Source organism: Kribbella sp. NPDC004536, from assembly GCF_042873835.1.
Lineage (GTDB): Bacteria > Actinomycetota > Actinomycetes > Propionibacteriales > Kribbellaceae > Kribbella.
In genome coordinates this window covers 527,764-547,729 of sequence record NZ_JBIALY010000004.1, presented here as the reverse complement: position 1 = coordinate 547,729, position 19,966 = coordinate 527,764, and the positions used below count along the sequence as shown (strand labels likewise).

20 protein-coding genes and 1 pseudogene are annotated in these 19,966 nt (G+C 68.4%); 13 read left to right on the top strand and 8 right to left on the bottom strand.

From position 1 onward, the window contains the following. Positions 1–5 precede the first annotated feature (5 nt). Positions 6–515, top strand: a pseudogene (locus ACFYRU_RS35850) (cupin domain-containing protein). Here the strand turns inward: ACFYRU_RS35850 and ACFYRU_RS35845 are convergent. The 4 genes from ACFYRU_RS35845 to ACFYRU_RS35830 form a co-directional block, all read right to left on the bottom strand. Next, positions 481–939, bottom strand: coding sequence for a hypothetical protein (locus ACFYRU_RS35845; RefSeq protein WP_387667391.1), 459 nt, complete (start codon positions 937–939; stop codon positions 481–483). The pseudogene ACFYRU_RS35850 and the gene ACFYRU_RS35845 overlap by 35 nt on opposite strands. A 191-nt stretch (positions 940–1,130) precedes the next feature. After that, complete coding sequence (locus ACFYRU_RS35840) at positions 1,131–1,664, bottom strand: hypothetical protein (protein ID WP_387667389.1); 534 nt, start codon at positions 1,662–1,664, stop codon at positions 1,131–1,133. A gap of 663 nt (positions 1,665–2,327) precedes the next feature. After that, entirely contained in the window at positions 2,328–3,023 is a 696-nt protein-coding gene (locus ACFYRU_RS35835; protein WP_387667387.1) for a hypothetical protein, read from the bottom strand. A 79-nt stretch (positions 3,024–3,102) separates the two neighbouring features. Beyond that, positions 3,103–3,927, bottom strand: coding sequence for an LLM class F420-dependent oxidoreductase (locus tag ACFYRU_RS35830; protein ID WP_387667462.1), 825 nt, complete (start codon positions 3,925–3,927; stop codon positions 3,103–3,105). A gap of 249 nt (positions 3,928–4,176) precedes the next feature. On the opposite strand from ACFYRU_RS35830, the gene ald reads away from it, so the two are divergent. The 10 genes from ald (at position 4,177) to ACFYRU_RS35780 (ending at position 13,996) form a co-directional block, all read left to right on the top strand. After that, a complete protein-coding gene (gene ald / locus ACFYRU_RS35825; protein WP_387667384.1) occupies positions 4,177–5,292 on the top strand; it encodes an alanine dehydrogenase in 1,116 nt (371 codons plus the stop codon). Continuing rightward, positions 5,289–6,215 carry a site-specific tyrosine recombinase XerD gene (gene xerD, locus ACFYRU_RS35820; protein WP_387667459.1) on the top strand — a complete coding sequence of 309 codons (927 nt, stop codon included), beginning with the start codon at positions 5,289–5,291 and terminating at the stop codon, positions 6,213–6,215. Before ald ends, xerD begins: the two co-directional genes overlap by 4 nt. A 25-nt stretch (positions 6,216–6,240) precedes the next feature. Then, positions 6,241–7,425, top strand: a complete 1,185-nt coding sequence (locus ACFYRU_RS35815) for a hypothetical protein (RefSeq protein WP_387667381.1) — start codon at positions 6,241–6,243, stop codon at positions 7,423–7,425. Between the two features lie 10 nt (positions 7,426–7,435). Continuing rightward, a complete protein-coding gene (locus ACFYRU_RS35810) occupies positions 7,436–7,915 on the top strand; it encodes a low temperature requirement protein A (protein ID WP_387667378.1) in 480 nt (159 codons plus the stop codon). Next, the gene (locus ACFYRU_RS35805; protein WP_387667375.1) at positions 7,912–8,703 is read left to right on the top strand and encodes a low temperature requirement protein A; all 792 of its coding nucleotides are present in this window, start codon (positions 7,912–7,914) and stop codon (positions 8,701–8,703) included. The genes ACFYRU_RS35810 and ACFYRU_RS35805 overlap by 4 nt, the downstream gene beginning before the upstream one ends. Positions 8,704–8,877: 174 nt before the next feature. After that, positions 8,878–9,957, top strand: a complete 1,080-nt coding sequence (locus tag ACFYRU_RS35800) for a ParA family protein (RefSeq protein ID WP_387667373.1) — start codon at positions 8,878–8,880, stop codon at positions 9,955–9,957. After that, complete coding sequence (locus tag ACFYRU_RS35795) at positions 9,942–10,334, top strand: hypothetical protein (protein ID WP_387667370.1); 393 nt, start codon at positions 9,942–9,944, stop codon at positions 10,332–10,334. The genes ACFYRU_RS35800 and ACFYRU_RS35795 overlap by 16 nt, the downstream gene beginning before the upstream one ends. Positions 10,335–10,336: 2 nt before the next feature. Continuing rightward, positions 10,337–11,308: a segregation and condensation protein A gene (locus ACFYRU_RS35790; protein WP_387667368.1), complete on the top strand. Its 972-nt coding sequence runs from the start codon at positions 10,337–10,339 to the stop codon at positions 11,306–11,308. 188 nt (positions 11,309–11,496) lie between these two features. Beyond that, on the top strand, positions 11,497–13,272 hold the full coding sequence (gene scpB / locus ACFYRU_RS35785) for an SMC-Scp complex subunit ScpB (protein ID WP_387667365.1): 1,776 nt from the start codon (positions 11,497–11,499) through the stop codon (positions 13,270–13,272). Next, complete coding sequence (locus tag ACFYRU_RS35780) at positions 13,262–13,996, top strand: pseudouridine synthase (RefSeq protein WP_387667363.1); 735 nt, start codon at positions 13,262–13,264, stop codon at positions 13,994–13,996. Before scpB ends, ACFYRU_RS35780 begins: the two co-directional genes overlap by 11 nt. A gap of 18 nt (positions 13,997–14,014) precedes the next feature. Here the strand turns inward: ACFYRU_RS35780 and ACFYRU_RS35775 are convergent, their stop codons facing one another. Beyond that, complete coding sequence (locus ACFYRU_RS35775; RefSeq protein WP_387667361.1) at positions 14,015–14,278, bottom strand: hypothetical protein; 264 nt, start codon at positions 14,276–14,278, stop codon at positions 14,015–14,017. Positions 14,279–14,383: 105 nt separating this feature from the next. On the opposite strand from ACFYRU_RS35775, the gene ACFYRU_RS35770 reads away from it, so the two are divergent. Then, positions 14,384–15,436, top strand: coding sequence for a Gfo/Idh/MocA family protein (locus ACFYRU_RS35770; protein ID WP_387667358.1), 1,053 nt, complete (start codon positions 14,384–14,386; stop codon positions 15,434–15,436). Positions 15,437–15,439: 3 nt separating this feature from the next. Here the strand turns inward: ACFYRU_RS35770 and ACFYRU_RS35765 are convergent, their stop codons facing one another. The 3 genes from ACFYRU_RS35765 to ACFYRU_RS35755 all read right to left on the bottom strand — a co-directional run bounded on the left by ACFYRU_RS35765 (position 15,440) and on the right by ACFYRU_RS35755 (position 18,451). Next, entirely contained in the window at positions 15,440–16,315 is an 876-nt protein-coding gene (locus ACFYRU_RS35765) for a hypothetical protein (protein WP_387667356.1), read from the bottom strand. Positions 16,316–16,357: 42 nt separating this feature from the next. Then, positions 16,358–17,452: an alpha/beta hydrolase family protein gene (locus tag ACFYRU_RS35760; RefSeq protein ID WP_387667354.1), complete on the bottom strand. Its 1,095-nt coding sequence runs from the start codon at positions 17,450–17,452 to the stop codon at positions 16,358–16,360. Positions 17,453–17,536: 84 nt separating this feature from the next. Then, complete coding sequence (locus ACFYRU_RS35755; protein ID WP_387667352.1) at positions 17,537–18,451, bottom strand: hypothetical protein; 915 nt, start codon at positions 18,449–18,451, stop codon at positions 17,537–17,539. A 132-nt stretch (positions 18,452–18,583) separates the two neighbouring features. Between ACFYRU_RS35755 and pafA the strand changes: the two genes are divergently transcribed. Beyond that, positions 18,584–19,945 carry a Pup--protein ligase gene (gene pafA / locus ACFYRU_RS35750; protein WP_141852932.1) on the top strand — a complete coding sequence of 454 codons (1,362 nt, stop codon included), beginning with the start codon at positions 18,584–18,586 and terminating at the stop codon, positions 19,943–19,945. The last annotated feature ends 21 nt before the right edge of the window (positions 19,946–19,966 follow it).

Below are 19,966 nucleotides of genomic sequence, written 5' to 3'. Positions count from 1 at the left end.
GGTTTATGGAGAAGCCGGAGTTGGCGACCTTGCTGGAGCTCGAACCGCATCCGGAGGGTGGGTGGTATCGCGAGATCTGGCGTTCGAGCGTCGACGTCGAGCCGGAGGGGTACGGCGGGACGCGGGCGACGGCGACTGCGATCTACTTCCTGCTGGCGCCGGGCGAGGAGTCCGGGAGCCATCGGGTGCGATCGGCCGAGATCTAGTTGTGGCACTCGGGTGGTCCGTTGGAGCTGGAGTTCGACGGGCAGTCGGTCGTTCTCGATCCCGACGTACGTGCGGGTCAACAGCCGCAGGTCGTGATCTCGCCAGGAGCTTGGCAGTCGGCCCGGCCGGCCGGCGATGAAGCCGTGCTGGTGTCGTGCGTCGTCTCGCCCGGGTTCGACTTCGCCGACTTCACGCTGCGCGAGTGCCCTGAGCCGGAAGTTCGACGGCGCTGGCGGGGCCCCTGGCAGGACGTTGCCAGGGGCCCCTGTTCGGCTACATCTGCAGTACGGCAGCGTCGCCGGTGGTGATTTCCGGTACGTGTTCGCGGACCATGTAGCCGCTGGCGGCCAGTACCCAGATCGCCGACAGGAGCAGCGGTACGGTGCTCATCAGCCAGCCGCCCGCGACGAACGCGCCGCTGGTGGCGAACACGCCGAACGCGCCGAGGAACGAGACCACGGCGGCCAGCAGCGCCAGGTAGCCGAGCCAGTTCGGCATCACGTGCGTCCGCAGTACGCCGATCCCGGCCGCGGCCAGCGGCAGTGCCGCGGCGAAGCCGATCAGCGTTGTCGTCAGCGTGCCGAGCTCGAACATCGACGACGTGATCGCCGCGTCCCGCCCGGAGATCCCGGAGGGGTCGCCGCCTGCATTCCGGCGTTCACGAAGATCGCGCCGCCTCCCATTTCGCTGGGCGGACGCAGGCCGTCTGGCGGTACCATCCCGTCCGGTCATTGTCAGAGCTGCTCCCACCCTCCCCGGCGCCTCCCGGCTCAGGCTGCCTGGAGCTTCACCGGCCTGCTACGACAAGCCGGCGATGGGGTCCTTCCACCTCAACCCGGCATTCCAGCGCCTCGTGCCGCACGAAATCCCAGATCCAGGCCCCATGCAATCACTGGCAGCGGGCCCCTCCGAGTGTGCCGAGGTCAGAAGTTCCCGACAACGTGGTTTGTGTATGCATACTTGGCCGGAAACGCGCCAGGGAATTCGTATGCGTAGATTACACACCAGATTTCATCCGGCCCGGTCACATTCACGTTGAACCGTCCACCTAAGGGCTCGGTGAATGATGCGTTCGCGATGATGCCGCCGCCTGGCTCATACGCGACCAGCGGCGGATTGCTGGAGTTGCTCATGATCGCGCTGTGACCTAAGGACACGATCGAGTGGTTCTTGTCATAACCTGAACAGCTCCAGCTGAGGTGTTTGCCGTCGTTGATCCAAAATTGTGGATTGTTAATTGTTACGAATCCTGACATGTTCAGCGTAACAGTGGTTGTTTCCGGGTCGGTCCGGTGATCGTTCGTGATTGTGACGCCGAGACCACCCCAAGTCGATGTGACTACGTCGCTCGCTGCCTGGGCCGGGGACGTGGCGCCTGTCAGTGCCATTGCCAACAGACCGACAGCGATTCCGAATCGTTGCCCAAATCGACCCGCAACTTTTCTGAGTAGACTCATTTGTGTTCCTTTCGTGGAAGAGATCGGCTGAGCAGCGAGGCTGCTTAGCCAGCGGAAACCACCACCGAGACGATGGCAGTCCGTCCTGGAATGTCGCTGAAGCGTGCTTCCGCCGAACTGTGGATTGTTCTGTCGGTCATGTGAGGTGTTTTAAGGCGGTCATGACGCGGGCCGAGGTCATGCGGCCGCAGCAGTCAGGAATGCTGCCGAGGTTCTTGGCGTCGACCTTCGGCGCCCCGGACCGGGGCGGTACCGGCGGCCGCCCGCCTTGCCGGCGAACTCGTACAGGTTGGACGGCCGGCCACGGCGGCGCACACTCACCATCCGGCCATGCGCCGTGGGCGGGCTTTGTCAACTGCTTACGACGCTGTGGCGCGGTTCTTCATCGCGTCCGGGCCGTACTCAGGGTAGCGATCAACTCAGCGTTCAGCGGTCGGCCACGGCCTCGAACCGCTCCGCGGCATGAGCAACCGTCCAGCCGTTATCGACGTCCGGACAAGCCAGCGCAGACGTTCGTGTGGGATCAAGGCAGCACTGGCGTCGGACATGAAGGTCTCCCTGGTGGTCGGGCTGGATCGTAGACAGCTCCAAACCACGTCAGGAGACCTCAACCACAATCCACGCTTATCGCGGGTTCGTCACACTTCGTGCCTAATCGGTACCCTAAGTCAGCGGTACCGCTGACTCTCCGGTACTCAGCTCTGGAAGATGCTCGCGGACCATGTAGCCGCTTGCGGCCAGTACCCAGATCGCCGACAGCAGCAGCGGTACGGTGCTCATCAGCCAGCCGCCCGCGACGAACGCGCCGCTGGTGGCGAACACGCCGAACGCGCCGAGGAACGAGACCACGGCGGCCAGCAGCGCCAGGTAGCCGAGCCAGTTCGGCATCACGTGCGTCCGCAGTACGCCGATTCCGGCCGCGGCCAGCGGCAGTGCCGCGGCGAAGCCGATCAACGTTGTCGTCAGCGTGCCGAGCTGGTACATCGACAACGTGATCGCCGCGTCCCGTCCGGCGATGCCCGACGCGGTGGCGGCCTGCATGCCGGCGTTCACGAACAGCGCGCCACCGACGAGCACCGACCCCGCCAGCAGTGCCAGGTGTACGTCGCTGCGCTCGGCCCGCTCCCGCATCGCCTCGGCGAACGCGGCCGCGAACCAGATGACCAGTCCGGCCGCGGCGGCCCAGAGCAACGAACTCAACAGGATCATGCCCCGGTGGTCGGCGATCCAGCTCGAGATCGTGCTGTCCGAATCCCCGATCGTCGGAGGGTTACCGGGCAGGAACCTGCCCAGCATTGCCAGGACGACGAAGGCCAGTCCGGCGAAGCCGCCCCATCGCAACTCGTGTCGCTCAGTCATGGGAACACCTCCAACATGCACCACACCGATGTGGTGCACCTACTGCCGATGTTCCCCCGTTTCAGGCCGGAATCAAGACCTATTGCAGGACAGTTGCGAGCGCCTCGTACCCGGGCAGCAGGTCGATGCCTTCGTGCCCGAGCAGCTGGATCGCGACGTGGTCCGCGCCGGCGTCCAGGTGCGCCTTCAGGCCGGCCGCGACGTCGACCGCGGAGCCGTGCAGCACCATCGCGTCGACGAGCTTGTCGCTGCCGCCGTTCGCGAAGTCGTCGTCGGTGAACCCGAGCCGCAGCCAGTTCGCCGTGTAGTTGCTCAGCTGCAGGTACGGCGCCAGCCGTTCGCGGGCCGTCGCCCGGGCGATCTCCGGGTCGGTCTCCAGCACGATCGCCTGCTCCGGCGCGAGCAGTACGCCGCCACCGAGCGTACGGCGCGCTTCGCGGGTGTGCTCCGGCGTGGTCAGGTACGGCAGGGCGCCCGCCGCCCGGGCGCCGGACAGCTGCAACACCTTCGGACCGAGCGCGGCCAGCGCCCGCCGGTCGGCCGGTACCTTCGCGTCGTCGAGCTCGTCCAGGTACCCGACGATCGTCCGGTACGGCGACCGGTACTCGCCGGTGCGCTCCCGGTGCCCGATCCCGACGCCGAGCAGGAACCGCCCGGGGTGCTCGTCCTCGAGCCGGTGGTACGACGCCGCCACGTCGGCCGCCGCGGCGCCCCACATGTTGACGATGCTGGTGCCGACGGCAACCGATCTGGTTGCGGCCAGCAACACCTCGGCGTCGCGCAACCCGGCGGCCGGCGAACCTCCCAGCCAGAGCGTCCCGTACCCGGCCTGCTCCAGCCCCGCCGCAAGCTCCGGCCCGTAGTGCTGCGCCCCGTGCCAGACCCCGTACCGTCCCAGTTCCATCGCCACCCGAGTTCCTTTCGTAGTACCTCCGCCAAGCATCCCTGACCACTATGAGTAGCCGTCAATGATCGTTGCTGTGTCAGCCGCGTCATCTTCTCCGAAAGGTCACGTCACGATCAGACCATCCGGGCGGGTGGTATGAACCCCGCGGGCATACACTCGGCAGCGACCTGGCAGCGTCCCCTCAACCGCCGGGCCGCGGACACAAGGATGTGGGCCGCACACCTGGACGTGAAAGAAGGGCGAGTTGTGAAGGTCGGAGTACCCAAGGAAGTCAAGAACCACGAGTACCGGGTGGCGATCACCCCGTCCGGCGTGCACGAGTTCGTGCGCAGCGGTCACGAGGTTCTGATCGAGCAGGGGGCAGGCGACGGTTCACTGATCCCGGACGACGAGTACGTCGCCGCCGGGGCGCGGATCGTGGCGGAGGCCGACGACGTGTGGGCGGACGCGGAGCTGGTGCTGAAGGTCAAGGAGCCGGTGGCGGAGGAGTACCACCGGATGCGCAGGGACCAGGTGCTGTTCACGTACCTGCACCTCGCCGCCAGCCAGGACTGCACCGAGGCACTGCTCAAGTCCGGCATCACCGGTATCGCGTACGAGACGGTGCAGCTGCCCGACGGCACGCTCCCGTTGCTGGCCCCGATGAGCGAGGTGGCCGGCCGGCTCGCCCCGCAGTCGGGTGCGTACCACCTGATGGCGCAGGGCGGCGGCCGTGGCGTGTTGCTCGGCGGTGTGTCCGGCGTGCACCCGGCCCGCGTGGTCATCCTCGGCGCGGGTGTGTCCGGGATGAACGCGGCCGCGATCGCGCTCGGTATGCAGGCGCAGGTGCAGCTGTTCGACCGGAACATCGCGCGGCTGCGGCAGGCCGACCAGATCTACCAGGGGCACCTGCTGACGATCGCGTCGAACGCGTACGAGATCGAGCGCGCGGTGCTCGAGGCGGACCTGGTGATCGGAGCGGTGCTGGTGGTCGGTGCGAAGGCGCCGAAGCTGGTCACCAACGACATGGTCAGCCGGATGAAGCCGGGCAGCGTGCTCGTCGACATCGCGATCGACCAGGGCGGCTGCTTCGAGGACTCGCGGCCGACCACGCACGCCGACCCGGTGTACAAGGTGCACAACTCGCTGTTCTACTGCGTCGCGAACATGCCCGGCGCGGTGCCGAACACGTCGACGTACGCGCTCACGAACGTCACGCTGCCGTACGCGATCGAGCTGGCGAACCTCGGCTGGCGGGAGGCGCTGAAGTCGGACCACAGCCTGGCGCTCGGCCTGAACACCTTCGACGGGCACGTCACGTACGGTCCGGTCGCCGACGCGCACGACCTGGCGCAGCTGAAGCTGGACGAGGTGCTGGTCTGAGTATCACCAGAGCGGTTGGCGCTTACCTGGACCACCTCACGGTGGAACGCGGCCTGGCCGCCAACACTCTGGCGTCGTACCGGCGTGACCTGCGCCGGTACGGCGGTTACCTGGCAGCCGCGGGCATCGACGACCTCGGCCGGATCACCGAGGCCGTCGTCGCCGACTTCCTGATGCGGCTGCGCGAGGGGGACGCCGACCACCCGCCGCTGACTGCCTCCAGCGCCGGGAGGACCGTGGTGGCGGTCCGGGGGTTCCACAAGTTCTGTGTACGGGAGGGGCTGACCGCGGTGGACCCTGCGGCGGCCGTGAAGCCCCCTGTGCCACCGCAACGGCTGCCGAAGGCACTGTCTGTCGACGAGGTCACCCGGATCCTCACAGCGGCCGCTGGCGCCGAGGCGGAACCTGCCGTACTGGCCACCCGCGACGCGGCGCTCCTGGAGTTCTTGTACGGCACCGGTGCCCGCATATCGGAAGCGGTCGGGCTGGACGTCGACGACATCGACCTGGACGCCGGTGGGGTCCTGCTGCGCGGCAAGGGCAGCAAGGAACGCGTAGTACCTGTTGGTACGTACGCCCGCGACGCCCTGTCGGCGTACCAGGTCCGTGGCCGCCCGGAGCTCGTGTCGCGAGGCCGCGGTACCCCTGCGCTGTTCTTGAACGCCCGCGGTGGCCGGTTGTCCCGCCAGAGCGCCTGGACCGTACTGCGACGCGCTGCGCAACGTGCCGGTATCGCCAAGGAGATCTCACCGCACACGCTGCGTCACTCGTACGCAACGCACCTCCTCGACGGCGGCGCCGACGTACGCGTCGTACAGGAACTGCTGGGCCACGCATCCGTCACCACCACCCAGGTCTACACACTGATCACAGTGGACAAACTCCGCGAGGTCTACGCAACGTCACACCCACGGGCTCTCTGACCTGCCGCGTCGACATACTCGGGGCGTGACGACGCTGCCGCCGCACTTCGTTGACGTCCTTTCTGACCGTCTCGCCGAGTACAGCGGTCAGGACGTGCTGGCCATCCGGCCCGGGGTTCGCTCTGCGGGTGGCGCCCTGGCAGACCGCGTGGCCGACCTGATGCTCGACGACGTCCGCCGTCACGTCGGGGACGCCGATCCGGAGTACCTGAGCGCCAGAAGGCGGCTCGTCCAGGCCGTAGGACCGGAGCTGCAGACGGTGGTGTCTGGTACGGGTACTGGCGTACAGCAACTCCAGCATGCGCGGGCGGACGCTGAGCGGGTGTTCGCGCTGGCCGTGGACGTGGCTGATCCGGTCGCGCTGGCCGCCGGAGCGCCACGTGCAGTGACGGCGCAGCGCGCGGCCCGGATCACCGTGGCCCGAGGGCAGTTGCAGGGGCTCCGGGAGGACCGGATGCCAAGCGCGGAGCAGGTAGGTGAGTGGCTGGATGCGGTCGAGCGCGACCCTGCGGTGCTCGTCGAGCGCGTGGGGCCGGCGCTCCTCCGGGCGGCCGGCGATTTCGGCTATGAGCCGCGGACGAGTACGCGGAGCGACGTCCAGACGCTGCGGGACGGTGTTGCCCGTGCCTGGGTCCGGCAGCGGTTGCCCGATTTCGCTGCCGCCCTAGGGCGGCCGATGGAGCCCGGGGATGTCGAGCAGCTGCGGTACGACTTCCAAGGCGGCATCGCCGATGGTCTGGTGCGGTCGATCAGCGAGCGCACCGGCAGGTCGCCGGACGAACTACTGGACCGGCTGTGCCAGGCAGCAGATCCGGTCATGCTGCCTGGTGACGATCAGTGGGTGACAGCACGGACGCTGCTGGTATCGGCTGAGGCTCTGACGGCGGTCGACGAGGACCTGCGGCACCGTGCGGGCTGGGAGATCACTTGGGCGATGCAGGACGAGTTCAAGCGGCACTACGGCAACCTCGACCGACCGTCGGAGCTCACCCTGGAAGAGGTTGGTGCCGCCATTGCCGAAGCCGGTGCGACGACGGCGGCAGGCTGGGGCGTACAGGTGACAGGCCCGCGGGACCCAGGGCTCGACGCAGCGATGAACGCGGCCACTGTGCCGACAACAGGCCGCCCGTCAGCGACGGCTGGTCACGGGCATCGCTCGACCGCGCGTGCCGTTCAGTCACGAGGCCCGCAAGGCAGCGAACGCGGCTAGCCTCCTCGCTGTGAGCGAGCAGACGCATGAGGCCGAAGAGCGGCACGCCAGTTGGCTGGAGCTGTTCTTCGATCTGACTGTGGTTGCGGCTGCCGCCCAGATCGCGCACCGGTTGCACGGCGCCGAGACCGTCGGTCAGGTCGCCGCGTGCGCTGCGATGTTCTACGCGGTGTGGAGCGTGTGGACGACCACCAGCGTGTACGCGAACGTCGCCGGGGCCCGTACGCGGCGCCGTACGGTGCTGCGAACCATGCTCGGGATCGGCGTGATGGCTGCTGCCGTACCGGGAGTCTTCCCGGGGCTGCTGCCGCACCACGGCGAGGCCGACCTGCAAGGGCGGACTGCCGCGTTCACCGTGGCGTTCATCCTTTGCAGGGGCATTGCGTCCCGGGCCGCGTCGAGAGACGGGCAGGTGATCGCCTTCTGGCCGGCGACCCAGACTGCGGTGGCTGCTCCTTCATCGTGTCGCTGTTCACGTCTGAGCCCGTGACGTACTGGCTGTGGGGTGTGGGCGTCGTACTCGATCTGGTGATGTCCATGCTCGGCGCTCGGAACCCCCGGTCGATGGAGGTGCGCGCACAGCGCATCAAGCACGAGTTGGAGGAGGGGCAGCACCGGAGTCAGTGGATCGGTCGGCTTCTTCGTGGTGGGCGTGGTGCGTCCGCGGAACCTGCGACGCCCGCGCTTGTCACGGTGGCACAGGCGGAACGCGGTCACCTCGACGAGCGGCTCGGTCTGTTCGTGATCATCGTGCTGGGCGAGGCTGTCGCACAGGTAGTCAGTGCAGACACCGGTAAGCCCTGGAACGGCGCCGTGGTCATCTCGTCGGTCGCAGCGTTCTTCCTGGTCGTGATCTTGTGGCAGCTGACCACGCTGTACGGATTCACCCCGGCGCCCCGCAGTACCAAGGCTCTGGAGCCCTGGCAGGCGCTCCCGGCGCACCTTGGCGTCACAGCCGGCATCGTGGCCGTTGCGGCCGGGCTCGGTGCGCTCATCCCGGAGGCGGAGGGCCATCTCGACACCAGGGACAGGTGGCTGATCTTCGGCGGCCTGGCGTTGTACCTCGTCACGAGCGTGATCGCGGGCGTCGCAGGGCGGGCCCCGGTGCGCTGGTACCTCGGCTGGGCGCTGCCGAGCCTGCTGGCCGCCGTACTGCTCGGAGTCCTCGGGCACGGGCTGGAGGCCTGGCTGCTCGGTGCGCTGTCGGTGGTCGTGCTGGGCTGGTTCGCGCTGTACAACCGGCTGATCCACGACCGGACCCCGGTGGCCGAGCCCTAGGAACGGTGTGCGATCATCTGGTGACGGTTGGTCACTCGGGGAGGGTGACCGGCCGGGTTCGGAGCTTTGTCGACAAACAGCCCCACCCCGGTGCGGAGTGGCTGGTTGAGAGTGCTTGAATGCACGCTTACAGTCGCTGGGATCGCCCGTATCGGTTGAAAGGTTTGACGAGTCATGAACGAGTCGACATTCCCGGGCACCGAACACGTGACGGCCCACCTGCCGGGGCAGTATCCCGCGCCGGAGCCGGCCCAACCGATCAGCACGCCCCCCAGCCCCGAGCACACCCCGCCCCGCCCGGCACCCGTGCCGGCGCGAGCCCTGCCCGACAACTATGCGGAGATGCCGAAGCCGACGGCCAAGCTCACCGCGGAGGACCTTGCACCCGTGAACGACCCGAACGGCCCGCGTCACAAGATCGGGCCGACCGGCAGGCCGCTGCCGGACCTGCCGGAGCCGCAGCCACCGACCAAGACCGGCCCGGCGCAGGTGATCGCGATGTGCAACCAGAAGGGCGGCGTCGGCAAGACCACCACCACGATCAACCTCGGCGCGGCGATCGCCGAGACCGGTCGCAAGGTGCTGCTGATCGACTTCGACCCGCAGGGGTCCGCGTCGATCGGCCTCGGTGTGCAGCCGCACGACCTCGAGCTGTCGGTCTACAACCTGCTGATGCAGCGCGACATCACCGCCGACGAGGTCATCCAGGCCACCAACGTGCCGAACCTCGACCTGCTGCCTGCCAACATCGACCTGTCCGCGGCCGAGGTGCAGCTGGTCCAGGAGGTCGCCCGCGAGTACACCCTGCAGCGCGTGCTGGACCCGATCATCCCGCTGTACGACGTGATCCTGATCGACTGCGCGCCGTCGCTGGGCCTGCTCACCGTGAACGCGCTGACCGCGTCGAACGGCATCGTCGTACCGCTGGAGTGCGAGTTCTTCGCGCTCCGCGGCCTGGCCATGCTGACCGACACGATCGCCAAGGTACAGGACCGGCTGAACCCCAAGCTGGAGATCGTCGGGATCCTCGGCACCATGTTCGACGGGCGGACGACGCACGCCCGGGAGGTACTGGACCGGGTGGTCCAGGCCTTCGACGAACGCGTCTTCCACACCGTCATCCGGCGTACCGTCAAGTTCCCCGAGACCACGGTCGTCGGCGAACCGATCACCACGTACGCCCCGTCATCGAGCGCGGCGACCCAGTACCGCGATCTCGCCAAGGAGGTGCTGGCGCGTTGTCCCGCCGGGTGAGCCTGCCAGGTGCCAGTGAACTCTTCGGGGGTGCGGCACCGAAGCAGACCAGACCCGAGAAGCGCACCACCACTACCGAAGGGCCCGGCACCGTCCGGGCCCGGACCACGGTCGTCGACGACCGGAAGTCGAGTGGTCGGATCCGTCACGACACGAAGATCACCGTGTACGTGACGGAGGAGGAGCTGCTCGGCCTGGAACAGACCAGACTCGCGCTGCGCGCGGAACACGGCCTGACGGCCGACCGTGGCCGGATCGTCCGCGAGGCGATCGACGTGCTGCTCGCCGACTTCGTCGACCACGGGCCGGACTCGGTGCTGGTCCGGCGGCTGCGCGCGGCCGAGGGCCTGGCCGCGGAGCTCAAGGGCGCGGAGTGACCGTGTCCGCCGCGGACCCGCTGGACCTCGGACCCGACGCGACTGTTGCCGAGGGCAAAGGGTTCAGCGTTCACCTGGAGAACTTCGAGGGCCCGTTCGACCTGCTGCTGCAGCTGATCTCGAAGCACAAGCTGGACATCACCGAGATCGCGCTGTCGGTGATCACCGACGACTTCATCGCGCACATCAAGGCGCTGGGGTCGGAGTGGGACCTGGACCAGACCTCGGAGTTCCTGCTGATCGCGGCGACGTTGCTGGACCTGAAGGCGGCGCGGCTGCTGCCGAAGGGCGAGGTGGAGGACGACGAGGACCTGGCGCTGCTCGAGGCGCGGGACCTGCTGTTCGCGCGGCTGCTGCAGTACCGGGCCTTCAAGCAGATCGCGGCGCTCGTACAGGACCGGATGGCGGCCGAGTCGCGGCGGTTCCCGCGGGCGGTCGGAGTGGAGCCGCGGTTCGCGGAGCTGCTGCCGGAGGTGCTGCTCGGACTCGATCCGGCCGGGCTGGCCGCGCTCGCGGCCCGTGCGCTCGCGCCGAAGAACGACGTACCGCCTGGGGTTTCGCTGGCGCACCTGCACGCGCCGGCGGTCACGGTACGCGAGCAGGCGATCGTGATCGTGGACCGGCTGCGGCGGCAGCGGAGTGCGACCTTCCGGTCGCTGGTGGCGGACTCGCCGGACACGGTGACGACGGTGTGCCGGTTCCTGGCGTTGCTGGAGTTGTTCCGGGAGGCGGCGGTGTCGTTCGACCAGGTGACACCGTTGGGTGAGCTGACGATTCGGTGGACGGGTACGGACGACGGCGACATCGCGGTGAGCGACGAGTTCGACGAGGAACACCAACCCGCCGACGAGTCCGGCGAGGCCCCCCGCGTCGAGGACGACCCCGACTTCCTCGAACCCGGCACCCCCGCCACCGACGAATCCGACATCGAACCGGGCCCACCCCCCACCCCAGACGAGACGGCAAACCAGTGACCGACCACACCACCCCCGACCCCGCCCAGCCCCCCGCCTCCGACGCCACCCCATCCGACGCCACCCCATCCGAGGTGGTATCGATCGAGGTTGGGGAGGATCTTGTACCCGAATCGGCAGGTAATCCTCCCCAAGCTGCCGACGCCCCGCCCGCGGACGCCCGTGCGGCTGACGCAGACGCTGAGGACATGGCCGGGGAGGATGTAGGCGAACCTGCCCGCGCGGAGGACGTAGCCACGGAGGATGCCGAGGACCGTGTGGCGGGGGATGACGAGGATCATCTGCCTGCGGGGCAGACTGCGTTGGCGGTGGGGGACGAGGTTGTTGTTGATGACGAGACCATGCGGCGGGCGCTCGAGGCGATTCTGATGGTGACGGACGAGCCGTTGCCGGTGCTGACGCTGGCGCGGGCGGTCGGGCGTAACACCGGGGACATCGCGGAGGCGCTGGCGGGACTGGCGGCCGAGTACACCGAGCAGGGGCGCGGGTTCGACCTGCGTGAGGTGGGCGGCGGTTGGCGGTACTACACCCGCCCGGAAGCCGCGCAGTACGTCGAACGCTTCGTACTCGACGGTCAGCAGGCGCGGTTGACGCAGGCGGCGCTTGAGACGCTCGCCGTGGTCGCGTACAAGCAGCCCGTCAGCCGCGCGCGGGTCTCCGCGATCCGCGGCGTGAACGTCGACGGTGTCATGCGTACGCTCGTCGCCCGCGGGCTCGTCGAGGAAGCCGGTGCCGACACCGAGTCCCAGGCGACGCTGTACCGCACCACGACGTACTTCCTCGAACGCATGGGCATGCAGTCCCTGGACGACCTCCCCGAACTGGCCCCGTACCTCCCCGAAATGGACGACATCGAGGAGGAGTTGGCCGCCCAAACCCTCCCACCCACAGCAGACGAGCCCGCAACCTCACCCGCACCCGAGCTGAACGCGGAGGACGCGCCTGAGGCCGACGAGTCCCCTGCGGAGGCGGACGAGTCCCCTGCGGACGCGGACGAGCCGGGCGCGCAGGCCGTCGATGGCGGTACGGAGCCGGACGCCCGTGAACTCGCGACCGAGGCCGGCGAAGAGCCCGACGAGTCCGCGAACGACATGACCGAGTCCGCCGAGCCACTTACCGAGGGCGCCTGGCCAGCTGACGTCTCCCACCAGCCCGCAGCAACCGCCAACGCGGAAAGCACGGAAAGCCCGGACGACGCCGACGCCGCAAGCCACACGGCCGACGCGGAGGACGTGGAGCACGCGGAGGACGTGGAGCACGCGGATCGCGTGGAGCACGCGGATCGCGTGGCGGGCGCTGACGCCGCGGGTGAGGCCGTTGGCGCCGACGTCGCTGGGGACGCGGAGAGCGCGGGGGGTGCCGTCGACGACGCTGACGACGTGGATCGCGCTGGCGACGCAGATCGCGTGGGCGACGCCGACGCCGACGCTGACGCTGACGCCGCGGGTCACGCAGGCGACGTGGAGCACGCGGAGGACGCGGATCACGTGAGGGACGCTGGCGCCGACGCTGCGGGTGATGTCGTTGGCGCCGACGCCGCTGGGGACGCGAAGGGTGCAGGGGATGCCGTCGACGACGCCGACGACGTGGAGCAGGCCGACGCCGTGGAGCACGCTGACGATGCGGATCGCGTGGGCGAAGCCGGTGCCGACGCCGCGGGTCACGCGGAGGACGTGGAGGGCGCTGGGGGCGTGGATCGCGTGGGGGAGGCTGGCGCTGGCGCCGCGGGTGACGCCGTTGGCGCCGACGCCGTTGGGGACGCAGAGAGCGCGGGGGACGTCGTCGACGACGCTGACGACGTGGAGCACGCTGGTCATGCGCATCGTGTCGGGGACGCTGGTGCCGACGCCGCGGGTCATGCAGGCGACGCCGACAACGTGGAGGGTGCGGGGGACGCTGGCGCCGACGACGCGGGGGAGTCTGGGGATCCGGTGGGGGAGGGTGGGGTGCGGTATGGGGGATGAAGTCGGGGTTCGGTTGCAGAAGGTTTTGGCTCGGGCGGGGGTGGCTTCGCGGCGTAGTGCGGAGTTGATGATCGAGGAGGGGCGGGTCGAGGTCGACGGGCGGGTGGTGACGGAGTTCGGGGTTCGGGTGGATCCCGAGACGGCTGTCATCCGGGTCGACGGGGCGCGGATTCCGCCGGTCAGTGCGCATGTCTATCTCGTGCTGAACAAGCCGCGCGGCGTGGTCACGACGATGTCCGACCCCCAGGGAAGACCCTGTATCACCGACTTCGTACAGGACCGCCCGGAGCGCCTGTTCCACATCGGCCGGCTCGACACCGATACCGAAGGTTTGCTGCTGCTCACCAACCACGGCGAGTTCGCGCACCGGCTCGCGCATCCGTCGTACGAGGTGTCGAAGACGTACGTCGCCGAGGTCGACGGCAACGTCAAGCCGGTGGTACTGCGCCGGCTCCTGGACGGGGTCGAGCTCGACGACGGCCCGGCGCGCGCCGACACCGTGAAGATCGTGTCGACCGTACCGGGCCGCACCTTGATCGAGATGAGCCTGCACGAGGGCCGGAACCGGATCGTCCGGCGGATGTTCGACGCCGTCGGCCACCCGGTGAAGCGGCTGACCCGGACCGCGATCGGCCCGGTCCGCCGCGGCAACCTGCACACCGGCGAACTCCGCGAACTCAACCCGGGCGAACTCGGCCAGCTCCTCGACCTGGTCGAGCTGTAGGGGCGGATCTCCAGCCCATCACAATCGCCGCCTACCGACGCGGCGCACGCTCAACCGCGCCGTCCGCGGGCGATTGAGATGGCCTGCAGGTCCGCTGCCCGGTGTCACTGGCCGAACAGCAGGTCGTAGTCCTGGGTTGTCCTCGAAGTACCGCGCGTACGCGACCTCGGCGAACGTCCGCGGCACCTTGCCGAGCGCGCGGATCACGGTCGCGATCCCGTTCGCGTGGCCAAACTCGTACAGGTACGACGCCCCGCTCACTCCTCGCCGAGGTGGGCTCATTCAGTCGATGCGTTCGACATGCGGAAAGTTGCGGGGGGTTGGCAAGCGCTTGCCGGTTTGGCATAGGGTGAGTCGGCAGACGTCACGACACCTCGGAGGAACGCCTTGTCTTCCACGAAAGCTGTCAGGTTCGCCGCTGTCGGGCTCGACCACGCGCACATCTTCGGGCAGGTCGCCGGGTTGATCGGCGCCGGTGCGGAGTTCGTCGCGATGGCCACCGACGACCCGGCCACGGCGCTCGCCGCCTCGATGCGCGAGCGGTACCCGGACGTGCCGGTCGCGGACAGTCCCGAGGAGCTGATCGCGCGGGACGGGATCGACCTGATCGTGACCGCCGGCGTACCGGACCGGCGCGGACCGCTCGCGATCGCGGCGCTGCTGGCCGGCAAGGACGTGGTCACGGACAAGCCCGGTTGCGTGAGCCTCGAGCAGCTCGAGGAGATCAAGAAGGCCGTCGACAGCTCGGGCCGGTTCTGGTCGGTGACGTTCTCGGAGCGGTTCGAGGTGCCGAGTGTGATCAGGGCCGGTGAACTGGTCCGCGAAGGCCGGATCGGGACGGTGGTCCAGACGCTCGGACTCGGCCCGCACCGGATCGGCGACCGCGCGCACCTGTCCGGCGGAGCGGGCCGCCCCGACTGGTTCTACGACAAGGCGCGGTACGGCGGCATCCTGACCGACATCGCCTCGCACCAGATCGACCAGTTCCTGTGGTTCACCGGGGCGCGAACGGCCGAGGTGGTGACCAGTACGGTCGGGAACTTCGGCAACCCTGACGAGCCGGGTCTGCAGGACTTCGGCGAGATCCTGCTGCGCAGCGAGAACGCCCAGGGCTACATCCGCGTCGACTGGTACACCCCGGCCGGGCTGGGCACATGGGGCGACGGCCGGCTGATGATCCTCGGCACCGACGGCTACGTCGAACTCCGCAAGTACGTCGACATCGCCGGCCGCGACGGCGGCGACCACCTGTTCCTGGTGAACCAGGAGGGCACGCAGTACATCGACTGCTCGGGCGTCGAGACCACGTACTACGCCGACGTACTGCGCGACGTACGCGACCGCACCACGACAGCCGCGCCGCAGGAACACACCTTCGAAACCATGCGGCTCGCCCTGACAGCCCAGCAACAAGCGACCGTCCGCGGCGCGGCCCGTTAGCGTCTACTCGCCGTACAGCAGCACGTCGGACTCCGGGCTACCGGGGAAGTAGCGGAAGTACACCTTGTCCTCAGGTGCGACCAGCTGATCGCCTACCTTGCCCAAACCCTTGATGACCGTGGCCGTGCCGTTGGCATGGCTCACGGCATACAGGTAGGCGTTCCGTGTGTCCTTGTCGATGGCCAGCAGCAGCGTGCTCTGTGTGCCGCACCTCTCGGCGATCAGTGTCTCGAACGTCTGCCAGGTCGACGTACGTACCTTCTTGACGACAGGTGCGCCACTGGACGGGATCCGGATCGTGTAGAGCGCCCCTCCGCGGGTGTTGGCGAGGAAGGTGTCGTACGTGCGCGTCTGACTGATCAGGGTCATCGTCTTGACCGCCGAGAACCCGCTGTACGTCGCCTTGTTGCGCCAGTCCGTCCAGCGCGTGATGACGTTTCCCTCCAGGGCATAGGTACGGCCCTGGGATTGCTCGAAGTACGTCTGGTGGATCCAGCCGCCGCCGATCCTCGTCTTCACGTACGACTCCGGGTCGAGCTGACCCGTACTCAGGTCGGTGACATACCTGAACCGGTACAGGTCGTTGACGATCCGCACGTACCCGCTCTTCGCCATCCCCGACGGTGGATCCGGCTCCCACCCGACCGACGAGGCGAGCCGGACCTGATCCACCGGGAAGAGCGCCTTCGGCCCGACCGACGGCGTACCGGCCTGCACCGGCGATGTCGCTCTGATGGTTCGGAACTTGTGGTCGCCCTGCACGGTCACTGTGCCCAGCGTCATCGAACAGGCTCCTGTCGCCTGCCTCGCATGCGCGGGTACTGGTACCAGCGCCGCCGCCGTCATCGCCGCCCCCACAGCGATCGCCAATTTGGCCATCCGGCCTCCTTCGCAGAGTCGTGTCACCGATGACGATGCGCACTACCCGCGAAAGGTTAGGTTCTGGTCGAAGAACTTGCGGACCAGCCGGCGCACAACAGGAACGGCACAGGTCGAGGCGCCCACCAGCTTGTCCCGGTCTGTCTCCGTCATGAGGCCGGCAGATTGCAGCTGCGACGCGAACGCGGCGTAGTCCGTCCAGATCCAGTGGTTGGCGTCGGACAGTTCCACACGCCGCACCGGACCGCCTTGTGAGATGACGGCCGACCAGGCGCGGTCGAAGCGCGCGTCACGGAAGCCGTCGGTCCCTGCGAGCAGCAGGGGCTTCTTCGGGATGTCGTAGAGCTCTCCGGTGAGCGTGTCGAGGTAGCCCTCCAGGTTGACGCTTGCCCGCACAAGCCGGTGCTGCAAGGAGACCGCCGCTGTGGCACCACCAGCAGAGTGCCCGTAGACACCCACACGCCGTGTGTCGACAGCGCTGTGTAGCGACGGCAGCTGATCCAGTACGAACCGTAGGTCGGCGAAGCGCGTGTCCATCATCAGCTGCGACTGCACCGGATCGGTCTGTACGTCAGGGCTGATCTCGATGACCCGCAGCCGTCCGTCCGGGAACACGACCTCGCTGGCTTCACCAGGATGGTCCACGGTGATCACGACATACCCGTGACTCGCCAGGTCCTCCGCCAGCGAGGTCCCGATGGTTCTTGGATCCGCACCGCCAGGGCTGTAGACCAGGGTCGGACGGCGGCCGGGCAGGGCCGGCGCGTCGACGTACGAGTGAGTCAGGGTGGCGGCCCAGTCCACCCCGCTCTTCGGGAGCTCAGGGTGGAGCAGGCCGGCGTCCAGGCCCTTGAAGACCTCAGCCGCGGCCGGTGCGAGCTGCGGCGCACGCTGGTACCCCGTGGTGACGGCCGCTGGGTAGTAGACCGTCAGCGCGAGCTCCCGGTTCGGTGCACCGTTCCAAGGATCTGTCCGGCCCGTGTCTGTCAGTGCGCGCGTCGTCGTACCAACAGACCACGGACCGGTCGGGGCTGGAAGCCGCAGCGTACGGTCGGTGGCGGCGGACGCTGTCCGGATTCCCGTCAGCGACGCGGCGGCCGTGGCAGTCGTGGCGGCGAGAAAGGTTCGTCGTCTCATGCCCCCAGACGCTGTCAGCCCCGAGCCGCATGCGTCAGCTGATCCGAGACTTCTCCACCTGGACTTCCAGCCCCGGGTGGAGAATCAGCCGCCGTTGAGGACCGTACCGCCGTCGTAGAACCGGAAGTACGAGTCGCTCGCCGGGAACGTCGTCGGGACCTTGCCGAGGCCCTTGATCACGGTGGCCGTACCGTTCGCGTGGCCGACCGCGTACAGGTAGCCGGTGCCGGTGTCCTTGTCGATACCGAGCAGCAGGGTGCCGTAGCTCCCGCACTTCTCCGCGATCAGGGTCTCGAAGCCCTGCCAGGTCGACGTCCGGATCTTCGTCACCAGCGGCTTCCCGGCACCTGTGGGCACCTTGACGGTGTAGAGCGCCCCGCCGTTGGTCGTGGCCAGGAACAGGTCGTACGTGCTGCCCTGACCGATCAGCACCATCGTCTTGACCGACTTGAAGCCGCCGAACGTCGTGTAGTACTTCCACCCGCTCGGGGTGACCGTCCAGCGCGCGATGAGTCCGTCGGTGAACTGGTTGATCAGCGCGTAGACGTTCGACCGGACGATGCCGCCCGCGCCGGACCGGCTGAGCTCGACGTACTTGTGCAGGTCGTCCCAGCCGCCGCCGATCAGCGTCTGCTTGACGGTGCCGGGTACGACGGAGGTCCCGGTGCCGTCGGTCAGGTAGCTGGTGGCGTACATCCGCGGACCGATGGCGACCAGTCCGGTGCGTTCCTGGCCGGCCGGGACGACCAGTTCGGTGCGGACCGCGGTCGGCAGGTGCGCCTGGCCGTCCGGATAGAGGTTCGCCGGGCCGAGCAGCCGGGTGCTCGCGGAGGGCGCCGCGGTGATGGTCTGGAGGGTGTGGTCACCACCTGGGGTGACCGAGCCGAGCCGCAGGGAGCAGGCGGCAGTCGTGGCGGCCGGTGCGGCACCGGCCGATGTGGTGACCAGGGCCCCGGTCAGCAGGGCCCCGGCGGCGAGAGTTCGCCCGTACTTGATCATCTGAACACCTTTCGTCAGTGGTCACGATGCGGGCGGACGGCCCATTGTTGCGGGCATCAAAGGGATAACGCCGGACCACGGCGCGCCTGGGACAGCCCCCGGTTGTCGGAACGGCGCCGTAGTGTGGGTGATGTGAACCGGCGAATCTTCGGTCTCGAGAACGAGTACGGCGTCACCTGTACGTTCCGCGGTCAGCGGCGACTGACCCCGGACGAGGTCGCGCGGTACCTCTTCCGGCGTGTCGTGTCCTGGGGACGGAGCAGCAACGTCTTCCTCCGCAATGGTGCCCGGCTGTACCTCGACGTGGGCTCGCACCCGGAGTACGCCACCGGTGAGTGCGACTCGGTCACCGACCTGATCGCGCACGACAAGGCCGGTGAGCGGATCCTCGAGGGTCTGCTGGTGGACGCGCAGAAGCGGCTGCACGACGAGGGCATCTTCGGCGACGTCTACCTGTTCAAGAACAACACCGACTCGGCCGGCAACAGCTACGGCTGCCACGAGAACTACCTGGTCAGCCGGCACGGCGACTTCGCCAAGCTCGCCGACGTGCTGATCCCGTTCCTGGTCACCCGGCAGCTGATCTGCGGCGCCGGCAAGGTGCTGCAGACACCGCGCGGCGCGGTGTACTCGGTGTCGCAGCGCGCCGAGCACATCTGGGAAGGGGTCTCCAGCGCGACCACCCGGTCCCGGCCGATCATCAACACCCGGGACGAGCCGCACGCGGACGCGGAGCGGTTCCGCCGGCTGCACGTGATCGTCGGCGACTCGAACATGTCCGAGACCACGATGCTGCTGAAGGTGGCCAGCACCGACCTGGTGCTGCGGATGATCGAGGCCGGCATCGTGATGCGCGACCTGACCCTGGACAACCCGATCCGGGCGATCCGCGAGATCAGCCACGACATGACCGGCCGCCGCGAGGTCCGGCTGGCGAACGGCCGCGAGGCGTCGGCGCTCGACATCCAGATGGAGTACCTGACCAAGGCGCGCGACTTCGTCGACCGCCGCGAGCTCGGGACGCCGGCGGTCGAGCGGGCGCTGTCGCTGTGGGAGCGGACGCTGAAGGCGATCGAGTCCGGCGACCTGTCCGGGATCGAGCGCGAGATCGACTGGGTGATCAAGTACCGGCTGATCGAGCGCTACCGCTCGCAGAACAACCTCGGCCTGGCCAGCCCGCGGGTCGCGCAGCTCGACCTGGCGTACCACGACATCCACCGGCCGCGCGGGCTCTACTACCTGCTCGAGCGCAAGGGCGCGGTCACCCGGGTCGTCGACGACCTGCGGGTGTTCGAGGCCAAGTCGGTGCCGCCGCAGACCACTCGAGCACGGCTGCGCGGCGAGTTCATCAAGCGGGCCCAGGAACGCCGCCGCGACTTCACCGTCGACTGGGTGCACCTGAAGCTCAACGACCAGGCCCAGCGCACGGTCCTCTGCAAGGACCCGTTCAAATCCCACGACGAGCGGGTCGAAAAGCTCATCGCCAGCATGTAGGTGCTGCCCACGGCAGTGACT

Coding starts and splice junctions, on each gene's coding strand:
- ACFYRU_RS35835 (WP_387667387.1), bottom strand. CDS start 3,023: ATGACTGAGCGACACGAGTTGCGATGGGGCGGCTTCGCCGGACTGGCC.
- ACFYRU_RS35845 (WP_387667391.1), bottom strand. CDS start 939: ATGACCGGACGGGATGGTACCGCCAGACGGCCTGCGTCCGCCCAGCGA.
- ACFYRU_RS35840 (WP_387667389.1), bottom strand. CDS start 1,664: ATGAGTCTACTCAGAAAAGTTGCGGGTCGATTTGGGCAACGATTCGGA.
- ACFYRU_RS35830 (WP_387667462.1), bottom strand. CDS start 3,927: ATGGAACTGGGACGGTACGGGGTCTGGCACGGGGCGCAGCACTACGGG.
- ACFYRU_RS35755 (WP_387667352.1), bottom strand. CDS start 18,451: ATGATCAAGTACGGGCGAACTCTCGCCGCCGGGGCCCTGCTGACCGGG.
- scpB (WP_387667365.1), top strand. CDS start 11,497: ATGGCCGGGGAGGATGTAGGCGAACCTGCCCGCGCGGAGGACGTAGCC.
- ACFYRU_RS35780 (WP_387667363.1), top strand. CDS start 13,262: ATGGGGGATGAAGTCGGGGTTCGGTTGCAGAAGGTTTTGGCTCGGGCG.
- ACFYRU_RS35765 (WP_387667356.1), bottom strand. CDS start 16,315: ATGGCCAAATTGGCGATCGCTGTGGGGGCGGCGATGACGGCGGCGGCG.
- ACFYRU_RS35800 (WP_387667373.1), top strand. CDS start 8,878: ATGAACGAGTCGACATTCCCGGGCACCGAACACGTGACGGCCCACCTG.
- ACFYRU_RS35760 (WP_387667354.1), bottom strand. CDS start 17,452: ATGAGACGACGAACCTTTCTCGCCGCCACGACTGCCACGGCCGCCGCG.
- ACFYRU_RS35775 (WP_387667361.1), bottom strand. CDS start 14,278: ATGAGCCCACCTCGGCGAGGAGTGAGCGGGGCGTCGTACCTGTACGAG.